This is a genomic window from Desulfosporosinus burensis (assembly GCF_054657535.1).
Genome location: NZ_BAAHYN010000008.1, coordinates 74,947 through 90,617, shown reverse-complemented (window position 1 = coordinate 90,617; position 15,671 = coordinate 74,947). Strand labels below are relative to the sequence as shown.

15 protein-coding genes and 1 pseudogene are annotated in these 15,671 nt (G+C 39.7%); 3 read left to right on the top strand and 13 right to left on the bottom strand.

What is annotated here, in order from left to right:
• Positions 1 to 239: 239 nt before the first annotated feature.
• Complete coding sequence (locus ACYQ3Q_RS15290) at positions 240 to 788, bottom strand: ATP-binding protein (protein ID WP_459929400.1); 549 nt, start codon at positions 786 to 788, stop codon at positions 240 to 242.
• 524 nt (positions 789 to 1,312) lie between these two features.
• On the opposite strand from ACYQ3Q_RS15290, the gene ACYQ3Q_RS15285 reads away from it, so the two are divergent.
• Both ACYQ3Q_RS15285 and ACYQ3Q_RS15280 read left to right on the top strand, forming a co-directional pair.
• Entirely contained in the window at positions 1,313 to 1,801 is a 489-nt protein-coding gene (locus ACYQ3Q_RS15285) for a DNA-methyltransferase (protein ID WP_459929399.1), read from the top strand.
• A 330-nt stretch (positions 1,802 to 2,131) separates the two neighbouring features.
• On the top strand, positions 2,132 to 2,488 hold the full coding sequence (locus tag ACYQ3Q_RS15280) for a hypothetical protein (protein WP_459929398.1): 357 nt from the start codon (positions 2,132 to 2,134) through the stop codon (positions 2,486 to 2,488).
• A 67-nt stretch (positions 2,489 to 2,555) separates the two neighbouring features.
• On the opposite strand, the gene ACYQ3Q_RS15275 is transcribed toward ACYQ3Q_RS15280, so the two are convergent.
• From ACYQ3Q_RS15275 to ACYQ3Q_RS15220, 12 genes and pseudogenes are all read right to left on the bottom strand, one after another.
• Positions 2,556 to 2,702, bottom strand: a complete 147-nt coding sequence (locus ACYQ3Q_RS15275; protein ID WP_459929397.1) for a hypothetical protein — start codon at positions 2,700 to 2,702, stop codon at positions 2,556 to 2,558.
• Positions 2,703 to 2,930: 228 nt separating this feature from the next.
• Positions 2,931 to 3,335 (bottom strand): annotated as a pseudogene (locus ACYQ3Q_RS15270) (radical SAM protein); the annotation flags it as partial.
• 34 nt (positions 3,336 to 3,369) lie between these two features.
• Positions 3,370 to 3,663: a hypothetical protein gene (locus tag ACYQ3Q_RS15265; protein WP_459929396.1), complete on the bottom strand. Its 294-nt coding sequence runs from the start codon at positions 3,661 to 3,663 to the stop codon at positions 3,370 to 3,372.
• Between the two features lie 184 nt (positions 3,664 to 3,847).
• Positions 3,848 to 4,483, bottom strand: coding sequence for a DedA family protein (locus ACYQ3Q_RS15260; RefSeq protein ID WP_459929395.1), 636 nt, complete (start codon positions 4,481 to 4,483; stop codon positions 3,848 to 3,850).
• Between the two features lie 218 nt (positions 4,484 to 4,701).
• A complete protein-coding gene (locus ACYQ3Q_RS15255) occupies positions 4,702 to 5,136 on the bottom strand; it encodes a C-GCAxxG-C-C family protein (protein WP_459929394.1) in 435 nt (144 codons plus the stop codon).
• A gap of 209 nt (positions 5,137 to 5,345) precedes the next feature.
• Positions 5,346 to 6,104, bottom strand: a complete 759-nt coding sequence (locus ACYQ3Q_RS15250) for a carbonic anhydrase (RefSeq protein WP_459929393.1) — start codon at positions 6,102 to 6,104, stop codon at positions 5,346 to 5,348.
• A 488-nt stretch (positions 6,105 to 6,592) separates the two neighbouring features.
• On the bottom strand, positions 6,593 to 8,575 hold the full coding sequence (gene feoB / locus ACYQ3Q_RS15245) for a ferrous iron transport protein B (RefSeq protein ID WP_459929392.1): 1,983 nt from the start codon (positions 8,573 to 8,575) through the stop codon (positions 6,593 to 6,595).
• A gap of 18 nt (positions 8,576 to 8,593) precedes the next feature.
• Positions 8,594 to 8,812 (bottom strand): FeoA family protein, encoded by a 219-nt coding sequence (locus ACYQ3Q_RS15240; RefSeq protein ID WP_459929391.1) that lies wholly within the window; start codon positions 8,810 to 8,812, stop codon positions 8,594 to 8,596.
• A 385-nt stretch (positions 8,813 to 9,197) separates the two neighbouring features.
• Positions 9,198 to 10,946 (bottom strand): methyl-accepting chemotaxis protein, encoded by a 1,749-nt coding sequence (locus tag ACYQ3Q_RS15235; RefSeq protein WP_459929390.1) that lies wholly within the window; start codon positions 10,944 to 10,946, stop codon positions 9,198 to 9,200.
• 252 nt (positions 10,947 to 11,198) lie between these two features.
• Positions 11,199 to 11,924 (bottom strand): HoxN/HupN/NixA family nickel/cobalt transporter, encoded by a 726-nt coding sequence (locus ACYQ3Q_RS15230; protein ID WP_459929389.1) that lies wholly within the window; start codon positions 11,922 to 11,924, stop codon positions 11,199 to 11,201.
• A gap of 142 nt (positions 11,925 to 12,066) precedes the next feature.
• A complete protein-coding gene (locus ACYQ3Q_RS15225) occupies positions 12,067 to 13,926 on the bottom strand; it encodes a HAMP domain-containing sensor histidine kinase (RefSeq protein WP_459929388.1) in 1,860 nt (619 codons plus the stop codon).
• Entirely contained in the window at positions 13,913 to 14,611 is a 699-nt protein-coding gene (locus ACYQ3Q_RS15220; RefSeq protein WP_459929387.1) for a response regulator transcription factor, read from the bottom strand. The genes ACYQ3Q_RS15225 and ACYQ3Q_RS15220 overlap by 14 nt, the downstream gene beginning before the upstream one ends.
• A 277-nt stretch (positions 14,612 to 14,888) precedes the next feature.
• Between ACYQ3Q_RS15220 and ACYQ3Q_RS15215 the strand changes: the two genes are divergently transcribed.
• On the top strand, positions 14,889 to 15,671 hold the full coding sequence (locus ACYQ3Q_RS15215) for an enoyl-CoA hydratase/isomerase family protein (RefSeq protein ID WP_459929386.1): 783 nt from the start codon (positions 14,889 to 14,891) through the stop codon (positions 15,669 to 15,671).

Here is a 15,671-nt window from a genome sequence, read left to right as displayed (position 1 = left end):
AGCATACTAATAACCCATACAATAAGGCCTATGAGTACATCCAAACAAACACCTCCATTGAATTTCTAAGAACCATACAAGGTGAACGTATAAATAATCTTCCAAGGTCCTAGGAGCAATTTCCCATTAAAATCACCTACGTGGTACAGTTATACAAAACCCTGTAGTTCCTGCTAAGGTTTAACAGTTTTCGAATAACACCTAGGTCCATAAATAGACTGAGTACTATTCAAATTGGATTATTGGACCCGGCTTTCAATTAAGGCTAGATTTCGTTTCTTAAATTGAATAATTATGGTTGTACCCAATGAACCCGTTTCAACCTTTATCGTTGCATCATGCCTCGCCGCAATACTATAGCATACCGCTAAGCCTAATCCAGTCCCAGTATCTTTCGTTGTTATAAAAGGTGCACCTAATGTCTTCAAGGCTTCGGAGTCAATGCCAGGGCCTTCATCTTTAATAGACAAGATCACCAAATTATCTTGTGAATATGTTTTTATGATAATGCATTTTTGGGGTGAATTTGCCTCTAACCCATTACGGACAACATTTATAATCAATTGATTTATTTCTTTTGGATTTAACCATAATTCTTCAATTTGACCCTCTTCGAATATCAGGTTCTGATTAAGTAAAATGGCATCAGCCATTAGCAAGGGATAAAGCTTTGATATTAAAGAATTTAGATCAATTCTTACATAATCAAACTCTGATGAAGTTTTCGTTTTAGCTAAGGACAAGAATTCCGTCATGATTTCATTCGACCTATCTAACTCTTCAATCATTAAATCAAAGGATAATTTATCCTTGACGTATTCTTGTCTGCTACCGAGTAATTGTAAGAAGCCTCTTAAATATTAAAAACATCTGCTAAAAAAATTGTTTCATTTATGCAATTTTTAGGAAGCCTCTTCGAAACCAAATCCTTACCTTCTTTCATAAGAAGTACATGTGTCAGAAGCGAATGCCACCGATTCGTACTATAGTAACTATATTCTAGACTGAATGCGAAACATGGCGAAATACTGAATTACGACAAAAAAACAACCCTACACTTCAATAGTGCAGGGGTGATCATTTCAGATTAGACAAGTATGAATTTACAACTCCAACCCACCCAGCAAATCACTTGACCGCTTCAGTTCCACTTTACCAAGCCGGTACAACCTTTCCCCAATCTTGGGATGACTTGCGACCATTCACGAAATTCCCCCTGTGTTACGTAATAGAAAGAAGGGATATTTTATGCCGTTTCTAACGGACAAGATATTTTTGTCCATGTATACGAATATGTTAGACAGGGGTTCATTTGAAGAACAAGCTCTATTATGGAGATAATCTAGAATGGACATTTGAAGCAAGTTCGATTCGAATTCCCTATCATGGGACTGGTGGTTATCAGACAAGTGGTCGGGGGGTTAAAAATAAAAATGGACGTACATATCATCCCAACCCCGAAGGAAAGGTTCCCGAAGATTGGTGGGATATCCCGGCAATTCCGCCTATGTCTCAGGAGAGAATTGGATACCCTACTCAAAAACCCTTAGAATTACTTGAACGGATTATCAAAGCATGTTCCAAAGAGAACCAAATTATTCTAGATCCTTTTTGTGGTTGTGGTACCGCTATTGTTGCAGCGGAGAAACTAAACCGTCGTTGGATCGGTATTGACGTTACCCACCTTGCTATTACTCTGGTAAAAACGAGGCTTGAGCAATACTTTGGCTCGCGCTTACACGAGTTTGAGATTCTCGGAGCTCCAGTAGACTTAGAAGGCCTTAGAGCCACCAACTCTTAATATGAATAAAGAAGCAGCATGTGAAGGAATGTTTACTTGCTTATTAGACGGAAACCTGTACCCTAGAGTCCAAATAGTGACCATCGAACAAGCCATCAATGGTCACTATGTTCAATATCCCAAGGTTTATACATAACTTTGAGATATCATGTCCTAATACACTGGGGTGGTGGGGGCATTTCACCATCAACCCGCTTAGAATATTTTCATACACTCAAAGGGCAACTCTCCTCTCGGGTACAGCACCCCGTTATACACTACCTCGCACTCCACGTGCCCTGTCACGAAATATTAAAAAAAGGCCATATAATTAAGGGATATAACGGAATCATGATAGAAATAAAAACTGGTTTAAACCATTGTCCCTTCGCCAGTGACTTGGGTTGTGTCTTAACAAAGGATGCCATAACTCCTCTGTGCCGTTTATTTATATGCCGGGAAGCGGCTATCTTTGGACCAGCCATAATTGAAGAAAAATTTGATGAATACTTTTTAAGCAAGGAATATGACTTTAATATTTTTTTAAATAGTAAATTGAGATATGACAAGGGATTTAATAGGTCAAGACTACACAACTTTATAGCTGAAATTTCTCAAACCGTAAACACCATGATTTCATCAATTAATAGAATTAACCCGGTTATTGAAACTTTCAAGAGAGAAATAAATATAGAGGATTTTGGATAACTCCAAAAGCGAGCTTAATTGGTCAAAAAACAGGACAGCCAAAGCTGTCCTATGAGATGTCGAATAATTAATTATGACTAGGATTTGTATTTTCATTAGTTGGAACATCCAGCTTTTCTGCAATTACTTTTGACTTTGGTGTTATTATTCCTGGTTTAGGGGTATTTCCTTGTGGTAAGAAATTTGTATTGTTGCCTTTACCTAAGGTTGCCATCTTTTAATCTCCTTTACATTAATCTAAAATTAGTGTCTGCAAAAGGCAGAATTCTAAAACGTTAATTTATGCCATTAAAGCGAGAGTAAAAAAGTTCGTTACGCCCACTTACGATAATTATTAGTAAAAAAGAGCGACTCTAATGAGCCACTTAGTTATAATTTATCTATCATCCTGACGATTGTTGTCTCCACCATTTCTACCGTTATCTTTTGTACGATCTGTCTGTTTATTCCGGTCATCTATTTGTTCAAAAGTACCGTTATAAAAGTCGTCTCGCATCAGGCAGGTATTAAAAGCAACTGCCAAATCTGCATCATGGCACATCTTAACCCCAGTCTCCATCGTCTCCCAAGCGGACTCTTTTCCCATAAAGCCATTAAAAGCGTTGGCATCAGGACTGTGTAGAGAAAACATAATAGCGGTTACAGCCAACTCTTTAAGTTCTACAAGCTTCTCCCTAGTCATTCCAGCACCCGTAGAATTTATTCAGATCTCCGATTTGGAATCAATCGCCTCGCAAATCTGCTTCAAGCGCTCATAGGCAAAAAAGGGTTCTCCACCCTCGATATTGAAGAAGGCAATCCCCAGCCAACCCGCAATTCCTGTTACAAAAGCGTAATATAACCTCATTGATTTGATATAAGCTCTCATGAATTTTAACACTTTAATAAACCCCGCCCTCTTCTGAAAGCTCTCTAAGCCTTTTTCCAATATAATCCTCATCTAAGGAAGAGCAAATCCTGCGGTCCTGTCCATCGAGAATCCGAAAGTGTCGCGAAATGATATTCTGCTGGATTCTAAACTGATTCGTAGACTCCAGATTAATCCACCACAATTTTCCGCCCATGGTTTTTTCGTTGCTTTCATAAGCGGTAAAGGCTAAAGAAAGAATAATATCTTGCGGATCTCCTCCAAAGGTCATGGCTAGAACTTCACTATCTCTGAAAATAGTACACAAAGTTACAGAACCTGCCCAGCCGAGGGTAGACCGACCTTTTTCAATCTGAACTAAGGTCTTCTTAGAGATACCCAGTAAAAGACGATGCTCGAAGCACCCTTTTTTAACAACTATTTATTACATACCTAGTTATCAATCGCTGTCAACCGATAACGTACCTGCCGATTGACCTGCTGCAACAACCCTATCTTCTTTTGCTCCGAAAGTAAGGAATAACCGTTGGCAGTAATGAAATAAGAATTATCGCAAAAATTACAAACGTAAAATTATGTTTAACCGCGGGAATGTTCCCAAAGAAAAACCCAGCGAACATAAATAGCATTACCCAGCTAACTCCACCGACACAGTTATAAAGAAAAAACTTAGAAAAGTTCATTTTACCAAGACCCGCAACAAAAGGCGCAAAGGTTCGGATAATCGGTAAAAACCTGGATAAAATTATGGCCTTGCCTCCATGCTTCTTATAAAAGGCTTGGGTTTTGTAAAGGTATTCCTTCTTTATGATGCGGGAGTTTTTCATAGCAAGCAGCTTATGCCCGATCATTTTGCCAATAAAATAATTTACTGTATTTCCAACGACCGCTGCAAAAATTAGCAATACAAGAGCCAACTTAAAGTTCAAGGCACCTGAGGCTCCCAAAGCCCCAATTACAAACAGTAATGAGTCACCAGGAAGAAAAGGGGTCACCACAAATCCTGTTTCACTAAAAATGATCATGAAGAGAACTAAATACGACCAAGTTCCGTAGTCCTTAATTATTTCGACTAGATGTCGATCGATATGAAGTATAAAATCCATTAAACCCATTACTAATTCCATGATTGCTCCTTTAATTTTTTATTTTGGTATGACCGAACTATTCTATTCGCCAGAGTTCTCAAAAATTCCTTTAAATTTGGCTTTTAAGGATTCACTACACTATATTATATTATACGATGCCCTGCCCCTTTCTAATAATTATTATCGAAGGTCCATTTGTAAAAACTCCAAAGGACCTTCGATAATAGTCACCAGCCTCCTTTGGCTAAAACCATGCTTTATATTAATTTTTTATCTTGGATAAATTCCATCAGCAACTTAGCTGTACCTCCAGTGAGTTTTAGACAGCGTCGCAAGTGTTCTGGCGAATCAAATTCATGCGGATTTAAGTTACGACAACAAGTCCTCCCAAATTCCAGAGTAAAGCGATCGTGAAAGCCACGAGCCAGTTCATAGACTTCTTCTCTTGATTGTGCCGGATCATTGCGACCCCTAAATAGTCCTAGTATCATGATTGATCCGGTCAATGCTCCGCACTGACAACCAGCATGCCCTAATCCGCCTCCAAAACCAGTGGCAATTTTTAAGCATTCTGGACTCAGTGGATAGTTGAGGATTTTGTTAAAAGCATGCAGTATGGATTCAGCACAGTTTAAGCCATTCTTAAAATTGTTACCCGCTTGCGATCGAGCCTCCAACGCTAGTTCGTCCATTATGTGCCCCTTTCTTTTTCCGGATAATTACTTGTCTAACATAATTAGTATATTAATTCTACAACAGGCACTCAATTCCTACTATTACCAATAATTTAATTAGAAGTTAGGGTATCTCCTACATAGGATAAGGACCCTTGACTTGTTAAGACAAGGGTCCTTATCCTATGTGAATCTTAAATAACTAAAGAACGTCCTAAAAACTAAGCTTAATGAGTAACCTCTAACGTTCCTTTATCCAGATCATATTTAATACCTAGGACTTCAACTTCTTTGGCATTAACCCTTTCCATAATTATAGGACTCTTCAAAAGATCTTTTAGGGCATTCTGAATGTTAAGATCTGTACTGGCTTCGATTAATTCTTTTCCGGTAGTGCCCATCGCCCGAGCGTCATCGACTGCAGGTTTAATTTTTTCCATGATAGCTCCGATACTACCGTGTGGTTCTCCTCCTTCTACAGCAGCGGTGACCGCTCCGCATTCTTCATGACCAAGAACTACAACTAAGGGCGCCTTGAGGTGGTCTACTGCATATTCTACACTTCCTAATTCAACAGGAGTAACAACATTCCCAGCCACGCGAACAACAAACAAATCTCCTAGGGCTTGGTCAAACAATAATTCAGGCGAAACTCTCGAGTCTGAGCAACTCACTATTACAGCAAACGGGTGCTGTCCGTTCTTCAGTAAATCGCTTCGCTTTGTAAAGCTGAGGTCCTTACCTAAGAGCTTGCCAGCAGTAAAACGCTCATTTCCGTCCATTAAGAGTTGTTTTGCCTCATCTGGTGAAGAGATCACTTCAGCTCGTTTATAGACAGTCGTTAGAGCCATCGCCTCTTGGACAAGTGAATTATTAGGGTCTAATGTCTGTTTATCAGTCGTAGGTGTAATCTGACTTCCGCAGCCGCTTAAGACTACCGCTAAGCTAAGTAATGTAGCAACGAGATAACAGATTGGTTTTCTCACAAAATCTCTCCTTACTATTTCGACTCTAATAAATATTATACCTTTAAATTCAATTTTACCAATAATTCCTTGTATTAGTCCTATTTCCTAATCATTGTATACATTCTTTTCAATTCTTATGTAATATCGTCAATTCAATCGGCTAGAGCGAACATCAAGGCTTCAGTCCGATACTCTCCATGAGAAATCACAAACCATTTAAGAAGAGTGGCTGATATCGATAAGTATAGGGCTGGCAACTTTTGCCAGCCCTATACTTAGTTTACATTGCAATTTGAGCATTTTCCGGAACATCCACCACTAATAGGTTCTCGGCACCTTGGGCAAACAAGGGTCAAACCCTCTATCGGGCAACCACAGTTTGGACAAGTTTTAATCGAACATCTCTCAGCATGTTCCTTCTTATTTTTTGGTTTTAAGAGTGACCATTCCATGATAACTCCCCCTTTACACTCTTTCAATTTATGCTTGTAAAGACAGCCGTTTCCTTATTGGCCGACACTTGACGGCTTAGCACGAGATAGACTATTTTGATATAGATTTAGCCCGACTATGGATATACCCACGATTGCCCATATGACACCAGCCACGATCAGTGCTTCAAGTGAGGTCTCGCCGCCACCAATCAGATGAGCTAATTGAGCAACAATTCCTCCCACCAGAAAGGCAATGATCCAGGTACTTAACCACATAACAGCCGCTTCCTTTTTAGAGCGTTCTTTAAAGATTACGATAATCGAGGCTATGCAAGGTACAAACAAGGTAATAGTGATCAGAGATATTACGGTTTGTAGTGGAGTAAGCATCAAATCTGATAATCCAGCTGCTCCAAAATCTCTTCGTACGATACCCATAATAAAAGCTGTCGAGGTTTCTTTTGGTAATCCTAACCAACTCACGGTTAATGGAGCGAGGGCATTTTGTAAATAAGTTAGTATTCCTCCGACTTGGAGTATGCTCACAATAAATGCACCCAGGGCAAAAAGTGGAAATGCCTCTTTAATAAACTGATAAGTTTTCAGGGAGGTTTTTGTGATTACATTTTTTAGGCGTGGAAGACGTAAGGGTGGAAGGTCGATTAACAGGTCAGATGATTGCCCTTTAAGCACTGCGTTCATAATCTTTCCTACAATTGCCAGTACCGCTAAGATCACTAAGGCGTAAAGTGCGACATAGGCCGGTCCTACAAACGCTAACATACCAGCAATAACTCCTAGTTGGGCCGAACAAGGTATAACTAACCCTAGTAAAAAAATAGCAATTCGTTTTTCCCGTTCTGATCCAAGCATCCTGGTAGTGATCGTCGCCATAGTTACACACCCCAGCCCCAGAATTAACGGGATTATTGCCCGTCCATTCAGGCCAATACTCGTAAGCATCCGATCAACGAGGGTCGCAATTCTAGGTAGATAGCCGGAGTCTTCAAACAACGCTAAGAAGAGGTAAAAACCAGCGACCAGAGGAAGTAACAAGCCAAAGACATACGTAAATGTCATGGTTAATACTCCGAACTCTCCGATTAATATGGTTCCTAAAATAGAAGAATCTTCGATAAAGCTCCCAATCAGCGAACGCATAAACGCTTCATAGTATCCGATCATAATCGTTTCTTCAGTAAAACCAACGACTGTGCCAGCCACAAAAACACCAACAATTTGATACATTGCATAAAGTGCTATTAATAAAATAGGTATGCCTGTTAGTGGTTTAATCATCAATCGACTCAAGGTACTAGAAAGCTTAGAATATGTTCTAACATCTTGGACCGAATGTTCTACAATATCATTGACGCGCATACGACGCTTAGCATAAATGTCTTCACGCTGATCCATGGGCTTTAGACCATGGCGCTGGGCAATTGTTTCGTCTCCCTCTAGGATTAATAACGCTTCACCGCGGCTGATTTGCTGATTGACTAGATCCAATTGTTTCTGAAGATCTGGATCGGATAGTCCTGGACGAGCCTGATAAAGGTTTGCCTTAAGATCTTCTAAACCCTTTTTCTTGATAGCGACAGTAGGGATTACTGGAACTCCTAGTAACTTACTCAAAATCTGATGATCAATCTTCAGGCCCTCTTTTTCCGCTTCATCCGACATGTTCAAAGCCACGATAACTGGGACCCCTGTATCAATCACCTGCTGAGTTAAGAATAAATCGCGTTCGAGGTAAAGTGCATTTACAACATTTAAAACTATGTCCGCTGATAAAATCACATCTCGGGCTACTCGTTCCTCATCATTAAACGATGAGATTCCATAGACACCCGGTGTATCAATAATCCCATCTTTTTGATAAAGCCCGTGTGAGATTTCCAGGGTTGTTCCAGGATAGTTTGAAACATCAACATAAATACCCGTGAGATGATTAAAGAAAACCGATTTACCTGAGTTGGGATTTCCTACTAAAACAATGCGCTTTGCGCCTTCCGGTAAATCTATTTTAACACTGCAACTATGACAATTTGACATTTTTCCATCCCCTACTTCCTAGTTTAAATCAACTTTGATTTCTTGAGCTAAATTTCTTCCCAAAGCGATCAACTGCCTATTTTTGCGGATCACAATTGGGCCAGCAGGAATGACTTCTTCACAGGTAACGCACTCTCCAGTAGCGATCCCAAAACGGATGGCTTGAGACCTAACACTTTCACTTGGTATTTGACTGATTGTAAAGGATTGTCCTCTTTTCACTTTATCCAATGTCATATTGTCTACCTCTTTTCTCATTTATTTATGCAGCGTGATTTCTCAGTGATTTCTCAGTGATTTCTCAGTGATTTCTCAGTGATTGATAATGATTATCATTTCCTTAAACTAATTATACAAAATCCTCTTTAAAGTGTCAACTATTATTTTCTCGCACTTTGGTTTCGAGCAATGTAAGGTGATCAAAGAATGCTAAAATCCCGGCCACACTTGGCCGGGATTGAGAGGATCATCCTAATTCACTGATAATTGATATCCATTCCTAATATTATTATAGTTCCTTATCTAGGCGAGGTCAATATTGTAGGCTTGAGCTTTCAAGAGCACGTACTCCAACGCAAAGAGTCTCCATTCTCTTTGCCAAAGAATAGAGACTCTAACCTTATTATCGAACTGTGAACTTATCAATGGATTGCCGTAACTCGTTGGCAAGCTGAGATAACCCTTGGCTGGCATTAGCAATTTCATGCATAGATGCAGCTTGTTCCTCGGATGCAGCGGAAACTTGCTCAGTACTAGCTGCATTGCTTTCAGCGATACTAGCTAAAGTCTTTAAAATCTCAATAATATGATCTTTTTTCTTATCCATTTCATTCCCAGAGTTATTTAAAGTGGAAATAATGATTTTTGTCTTTTCGATCGCAACTGCTATACCCTTAAACCGTTCAATGGTTATTGTTATACTTTCCTCTTGTTTCTTCGCAATCGCAGAACTTTTAGCGATGACGTCAACTGCATTTTGAGAATTTGCTTCTAATTCTTGAACGATCCTCTGAATTTCTCTTGTCGATTGAGCTGATTGTTCTGCTAACTTCCTAATTTCTTCAGACACTACTGCAAAGCCTCTTCCCGCCTCACCTGCGCGTGCCGCCTCGATCGCTGCATTCAAAGCCAATAAATTGGTTTGATCTGCGATCGCTTGAATCATCTGACTAGCGGAATGAATTTTTACTGCACTCTGATTAGTTTCGATAATACGTTCTTGGATTCGTACCGTATAATGATCTCTTTCTTCTGTCCTTTCCGTTAAATTCTTAATGGCAATACTGCCTTCATCCTTCATCGTCTCAACAATCTCAATAGAATTATTAAGATCGTATAAATTCTGCTGATCCTTGTGGATTATTTCCCCTAATTCAATCATTTGCTGAACACCATTTTCTGTATCCCTAACCTGATCAGTGGCACTACCAGCGATTTGTTCAATCGTCTTGGCCACCTCTTCAACAGCAATGGCCGATTGATGAGAAATAGACGTCAGTTCTTCAGAAGTATTGGACACTTGACGAGCAGTTTGAGATAAGTGCTTTAAAATCTCTCTTTGGTTCATATTTGCGGCATGGATTACTTGGCCGAGGATTCTAAACTCATTATTTAGTTTCATGAAAGATTCCATACTATTCTCAACGTTAAGTTTCTTGAATGGGTTGTCATAAAACACCACATCACTTTGAATCTCTTTAACTTCTTTCAATTCAATATCAGTCCCTATTGTGCCTACGAATTTCCCCTGTATGATAATAGGCAACATAATACTGGTCATCAAAATAGACTTCCCATTTAGCTCATATTCATATGGCTCCAAAATTGAAATCTTACCTGTCTTTTTCGGGATGGAATACCATGCTTCATCATAGACATTTTTGAGAGCTGTCACTTCAATCTCGCCATTTTCCCAATATATGTAGGAAGTAAAACGACCGTTGTCGTAAAATTCATTATTTCGAAACTGATCATCGCATCCGTCAAACGCATTAGGTTCCCAGAAGGAACTCAAGGCTAAGATCTGTTCGTTTTGACTTAAAAGCCTTTTTTGTATTTCAATAACCGTCAACCTGTCAGTATTCCCACTTTTTTTAATCCGGGTTAACTCTTCCAAGAGCATTCTAACTGCAGTAACTCCCTTCTCCAAAATCAAATAATCCCCTAAGGATCCCCTCTTTAAAGTTTCAATGGATAAAGCTAGTAGTTTGGAGGTTTGATGGGCTTGATATAAGAGAATTGCAAGCAAGCCAAGCATACTCAAAAAAAATAAGCTAAAAGCATAACTGGTATCCTTAAATACAAAACCGATGGCGACCATAATAACTGCATAAATCAATGGCAACATATTTCGCCAATTACGTGATCTCAAGTCTCTACACCTCTCTTTACTTTTTCTAACATTATTCTTAAACATGCAATTTTCTAGCCAATTATCATACGGGTATTAACCTCTCGATTACTTAAATGTAACATGGCTAGATCTTGGTAAATATTCAAATATTTCTAATACTTAAAATGTTATTAAGTTAAAATTGACTTCGTCAAGTTATAATTAACTTATAATCACTTATAAAGAAAGCGAGCATTGAGCTCACTTTCTTACGATTAAGATAATTTGATTTTAGAACCCCGCTGAAATTCCCATTCGTCCGAGAGATTGAAGGATTACAGTTCCACCAAGAAAGATGATTAAGAAAGCAGAGACCATGGCTAAGCGATTGACAACCTGCCATCGTTCCAGTTTTTTGATGGTATGACTGGCGCGCACCACAAACACTGCGATTGCGACCATTGTAATAGCACCGCCGATCGAAAAGGCACCTACTAGTCCTAACCCTAAGGGAATCTTGTCGGCCGAAATTGCTGCTAGTAGAATTGCTAAGGCACTTGGGCAAGGGATGATACCGGTAAAAAAACCTGTCAAAAACAGATTTGAGCGTGAGGAAGGAACAGCATGAGGCTCTAAATGATGATGGTGGTTGCAATGGCTCGAGCATTCATTTATTTGTGACTTACTTGTTTTATGTCTTGCCTCTTGATAGTTAAAAAATCTTCGCATCATAATATTTAGTCCAATATAAATGACGACAATCCCAGAAATAAGTTGGAACCAATGAATTAGATTTTCAGGCACAATTACCTTTACTGCCGACGAAGCTGAAACGGCTATCAACGTAATCGAGAGTGTATGAGCCAGCGCTGAAATTAAACCTATCGCGATGGCATCTTTGATTTTCGCACCTGATGAAATGAGGTATGCCGTGATAATCCCTTTACCATGACCAGGTTCTAAAGAATGCAGGGCCCCAAGAGCTATTACAGCTGGTAAAGTATACATAAAATCCATTAGAGATTCCTCCTCCACAATGCTAACTATATATATGCAGGCATGTCTCATAACTTTCCATTCTACATGTTAAGTTAACAAGAGGAAACATCCTTCTGAACTAATCAGAAAAAGAGCCGCAATTCAACTATTGCAACTCAATTCACTGCAATGGCAACCTAATCTCTATTACCGTACCCTTATTAAGTTCACTCTGTACAGAAACCATGCCATTTTGAAGCTCTATCAAGTGCTTGGCAATTGCTAAGCCTAGTCCTGTACCACTCCCCTTCCTAGAACTATCGATTTTGTAAAAGCGATCCCAGATCTGTGGCAGTTGATCTGCATCAATTCCATATCCTTGATCTCGAATACTAAATAATAAAGTTTTACTCTCCGGTAAGCTCGTATCAATGGAAACTTTAGTGTCTTGAGGAGAATATTTAATGGCATTGTCCAAGAATATCACAAACAGTTGCCGTAAGCGATCATAATCCCCATAAAATGGTGGGAGATCTTGGTTAGAGAGAGACTCAATCTTAATACCCTTTTTATCAGCAATAGTCTGTAGACTCTTAACGACATCTTCCAATAGGCTGGGAATATGAATCCTTTCTTGATTGATCGTAATTTTACCTGATTGAAGCCGAGAAAGCTCTAATAAATCCCCCACTAAACGTTCTAACCCACGTGTTTCGGAAAGCATCCTCTCGTGGTAACGCATTATCTCTTCGTTTTTTACAACAGTTCCATCGACCATTGCTTCTAAAGAACCACGGATGACGGTTAGTGGCGTACGGAATTCATGGGACACATTAGCTACAAAATCACGGCGAAATTGATCAAGGCGCTCTCTTTCACTGATATCTTGAACCAACGCCACAATTCCGGTTATTGTAGCGTGATTGTCCACAATAAGAGAAAAGGTAAAGACCAGCTTTTTGCCCTGCCAATCTTTGTGGACTTGTAAAGGCTTCTTTTCCTCCATGGCTCTGCTAACTTGTGTCCAAATTCCTAAATCCTCGAGGTCCTTCTTTAGCGCTTCTATGGAATAAGGATGAGGTCGATTCATAATCTTCGAAAGTGCTGTATTAACGCTCACAGGTTCAAGGATTGTGTCGAAGGCAATAATCCCTTCTGAAATACTCGATATAATATCCTTAAGCTTTCCTTTCTCCTGAAAAAGCTGGTTAATCGTAGAACCAAGCTCTAAAGCCAAGAGATCAAGGGAATTTCCAAGCTGTCCTAATTCATCCTTCCGATCCACACCGGTTCGTGCCAAATAATTCCCCCGAGTTATTTCCAGAGCTGTTTGATTCATGGCTTTCAAAGGACGGGTAAAGAGCAGGGAATAAAAAATCCCTAACCCTACTGCCAGAAACAACGCCAAGAGAAGACTTAACGAGAGAATACTTATTGCTCTGTTTAGTGTATCTGTAACCCCTGTGACTGGAGAATGAAGCAGCACTGAGCCAATAATTTTGTGGTTAGAATCTATCATGGGGACACCGACAGTTATGGTAGCTTCATTATAAACACTGCTAAAACTTTCACTGACAGATTCATTTCCTGCTAAGACCTCACGGATAACGTTTTCTGCTTCCTTCGGTAAAGGCTCTGAGTTTTTCGTGAAACCCTTTCCGAATTCTGCCTCCGTGCCTTGCCTAAGTCCGGCCCCCATACCTTGTCTCATATTAGGCCCTATACCTTGTCCCATACCTTGTCCCCGGCCAGACATCATCGATAGATTTCCCTCACTGTCAGTAATCCAAACATTTGACTCAGTCAATGTATCAAGCGAGCGCATATAGCCATTAAAACCCAGCATCTTACTATTCCCTTGTAAATAATCGGCCGCTACCTCTGAGATACTACGCGCATTGGAGAGCATTGTTTTTTCCCTACTGTCAAAGGTATATTGTTTAAACATTTGAATAAAGAATATCCCAATGGCAAGCATGGATATGAGTACTATAACTACAAATCCCGCTGTTAACTTGTAGGCAATGCTATTTTTCAACATGCTTTACCTCAAATTTATACCCAACACCCCAAATGGTCTTTATATCCCAGCTATCTATTTCAGAGATGTTTAGTTTCGATCTTAATCTCTTAATATGGGTATCTACGGTACGTGCATCTCCAAAATACTCATATCCCCAGACACTGTTTAATAGATTATCCCTTGAAAACACCTTCCCAGGGTTGGAAGCTAAAATCCAAAAAATCTCAATTTCTTTCTTAGTAAGGTTGACGGGCTTATCAGATACCATCACTTCGTAGTCTGTCAAATTAATCGTCAAACCAGGATACACGATAATATCCCCTCTTTGTTCTTCAGGTAAATCGAGGCGCCTTAAAACTGCTCGGATCCGAGCCATCACCTCACCTGGACTAAACGGTTTTACGATATAGTCATCGGCACCAATGTCCAAACCCATAATGCGGTCTCCATCCTCCCCTTTAGCGGTGATCATAATAATCGGAACATTTGAAGTTTTACGGATTTCCTGACAAACAGCGAAACCATCCCTTTTAGGCATCATGACATCCAGCAACATGAGTATAGGCTTATATTCCTCAAATTTCTGGACAGCCTCTTCTCCATCATGGGCAATAATCGGAAAAAAGCCTTCCTTGGTGACATAGGTTTTGAGTATATCCAGAATTCCCTCATTATCATCGGCAATCAATAGATACTTATTCAAAAAGTCCCACCGTCCTCTCATCTCTCTTAGTTTATCATTGCTGCTTATAATAATTGTGACATGTTTATGAACAAAAATTGTCTAGTAGAATCGTTCATTATCTTCTAATTTTACAGCTTACAAGCGTGTTATCAATAGTAAGTAAGACTTTAAAGCAAAATAAATGAATATAAATTCATTTATTTTGCTTTAAAGTCCAAATAGCATAGATTTTTCTGTCAAAATAGATTACAGTACAAGTTAAGTATACTAAAATTTGGGGGATGGGGGAAATAAAATGAGCTATGGAAATTATTTAGCCTTTAAGAGAGATGGGGAAATCGGCATCATAACCCTGGATAATGCTCAGGGCTTTAATTTGGTAGGCACCAACTTCCTTTATGAATTAGAGGAAATCCAAAAGGAGATCACTTCAGACCGCACCTTGGGGGGAATCGTTATCAATGCCAACGGCGAAAACTTTTCCGCCGGGATAGACCTCAAGTTCTTGAAGGGTGTTAGTTCTGAATTTATTATGGATAATCTAGTCTGGCTACAGAAACTGTACTCCTTCTGGCAGGATCTCCCCATCCCAGTAATCGCAGCCGTAAACGGTCTGTGCTATGGATCTGCTACAGAACTTATTCTTGGCTGCGATATACGCATAGCCGCTGATAATGCAAGATTTGCTCTTCCAGAAGTGCGTTTTGGTTTATCACCCGATATGGGGGGGACAACTCGCTTAACCCATCTGGTAGGTATTGGCCAAGCTAAGCGATTAATTATGGGTTGTGAAGAGATTGATGCCGAGGAAGCCTTGCGGATTGGTTTGGTAGAAATAATGGTTAAGAAAGAAGATCTTAATGAGCGCGCGATGAAGCTGGCCAATAAAATGGCCTGTTTTCCTCCAGCAGGGATTCGCTTTGCCAAGAAAGGGATCAATTTAGCCAACGAAAGCAGCGTTGAAGCAGGATTACTCTTCGAACAGGCACAATCAACCTATTGCTGCGGTACAGAAGATTTACGTGAAGCGGTTACTGCCTTTCTAGAAAAGAGAAAACCTGAATTCAAGGGAAAATAA

Bases quoted from the DNA above. Each gene is read 5' to 3' on its own strand.
- ACYQ3Q_RS15290 (WP_459929400.1), bottom strand. From the start codon at position 788: ATGATTGAAGAGTTAGATAGGTCGAATGAAATCATGACGGAATTCTTG.
- ACYQ3Q_RS15280 (WP_459929398.1), top strand. From the start codon at position 2,132: ATGATAGAAATAAAAACTGGTTTAAACCATTGTCCCTTCGCCAGTGAC.
- ACYQ3Q_RS15275 (WP_459929397.1), bottom strand. From the start codon at position 2,702: ATGGCAACCTTAGGTAAAGGCAACAATACAAATTTCTTACCACAAGGA.
- ACYQ3Q_RS15260 (WP_459929395.1), bottom strand. From the start codon at position 4,483: ATGGAATTAGTAATGGGTTTAATGGATTTTATACTTCATATCGATCGA.
- ACYQ3Q_RS15255 (WP_459929394.1), bottom strand. From the start codon at position 5,136: ATGGACGAACTAGCGTTGGAGGCTCGATCGCAAGCGGGTAACAATTTT.
- feoB (WP_459929392.1), bottom strand. From the start codon at position 8,575: ATGTCAAATTGTCATAGTTGCAGTGTTAAAATAGATTTACCGGAAGGC.
- ACYQ3Q_RS15240 (WP_459929391.1), bottom strand. From the start codon at position 8,812: ATGACATTGGATAAAGTGAAAAGAGGACAATCCTTTACAATCAGTCAA.
- ACYQ3Q_RS15230 (WP_459929389.1), bottom strand. From the start codon at position 11,924: ATGGATTTTATGTATACTTTACCAGCTGTAATAGCTCTTGGGGCCCTG.
- ACYQ3Q_RS15225 (WP_459929388.1), bottom strand. From the start codon at position 13,926: ATGTTGAAAAATAGCATTGCCTACAAGTTAACAGCGGGATTTGTAGTT.
- ACYQ3Q_RS15215 (WP_459929386.1), top strand. From the start codon at position 14,889: ATGAGCTATGGAAATTATTTAGCCTTTAAGAGAGATGGGGAAATCGGC.